Origin of the sequence: Corynebacterium tuscaniense, from assembly GCF_008693065.1 — a bacterium.
Classification (GTDB): domain Bacteria; phylum Actinomycetota; class Actinomycetes; order Mycobacteriales; family Mycobacteriaceae; genus Corynebacterium; species Corynebacterium tuscaniense.
Genome location: NZ_VXKH01000146.1, coordinates 1 through 889, shown reverse-complemented (window position 1 = coordinate 889; position 889 = coordinate 1). Strand labels below are relative to the sequence as shown.

At 66.1% G+C, this 889-nt stretch carries 1 protein-coding gene; it reads right to left on the bottom strand.

Features of this window, described 5'->3' with window-relative positions; translation table 11 throughout:
• Positions 1–163: 163 nt before the first annotated feature.
• The coding region (locus F4V54_RS10945) for an ABC transporter ATP-binding protein (protein ID WP_150387152.1) at positions 164–889 on the bottom strand (726 nt) is incomplete at its 5' end.

Genomic DNA, 889 nt, shown 5'->3' with positions numbered 1-889 from the left:
AAACGCCACGCCGTCGCATCATCTCCCTCGGCCAGAGCCGACAGCAGCGGCAGCAGCGCGACGAACGCCGCTCCCTGGGCCAGCGCGGCAAGCGTGGCCAACGCAATGAGCCACACCAGCGTCATTCTCGAGCGCCGATCCGTCATCGACCACAAGTCCCGAATCATCGGTTTGCCGCCTTTTCATCGTCTGATTCAGTGCCCCGCGGGGCGGATGGTTCGTCGTCGAGCGCGAACGCGCGCCACAAATCCCGGTAGCGGCCACCGCGCGCAAGCAACTCGTCGTGGGTACCCGCCTCCGCGACCGCTCCCCCATCGAGAACGAGGATGCGGTCGGCGTTGCGGATCGTGCTCAACCTGTGCGCGATCACAATCACCGTCCGCGAACGGGCCAAACGCTCGATTGCGGACTGGATGAGGGCCTCGGAAGCCGGATCCGCGTAAGCGGTTGCCTCGTCGAAGATGAGCACCGGCGCGTCCGTAACAATCGACCTCGCGATGGCCACGCGCTGCGCCTCACCACCGGAAAAGGTCACGTCGACGTTGACCACCGAATCCAGGCCCTTCGGCAGCGCCGCGATGACCGCATCGAGGTTCGCGAGCTTCGCGGCCGCCATGATTTCGTCGTCGGTGGCGTCTCTCCTGGCCAGCCGGATGTTCTCCCGCAACGGCAGCGTGAACAACTGCGGATCTTGGAACACCACCGACACCGAGCGGTGCACGTCGCGCACGGCGATGTCGCGAAGATCGACGCCGCCCAGCAGCACCGAGCCTTCAACGGGGTCGTGGAAACGCGCCAACAGCCGGGCGACGGTGGACTTTCCGGAACCGGAGGACCCCACCAGCGCAGTGAGGGTCCCTGGTTCGAACGTCGCGCACATCCCGTCGAG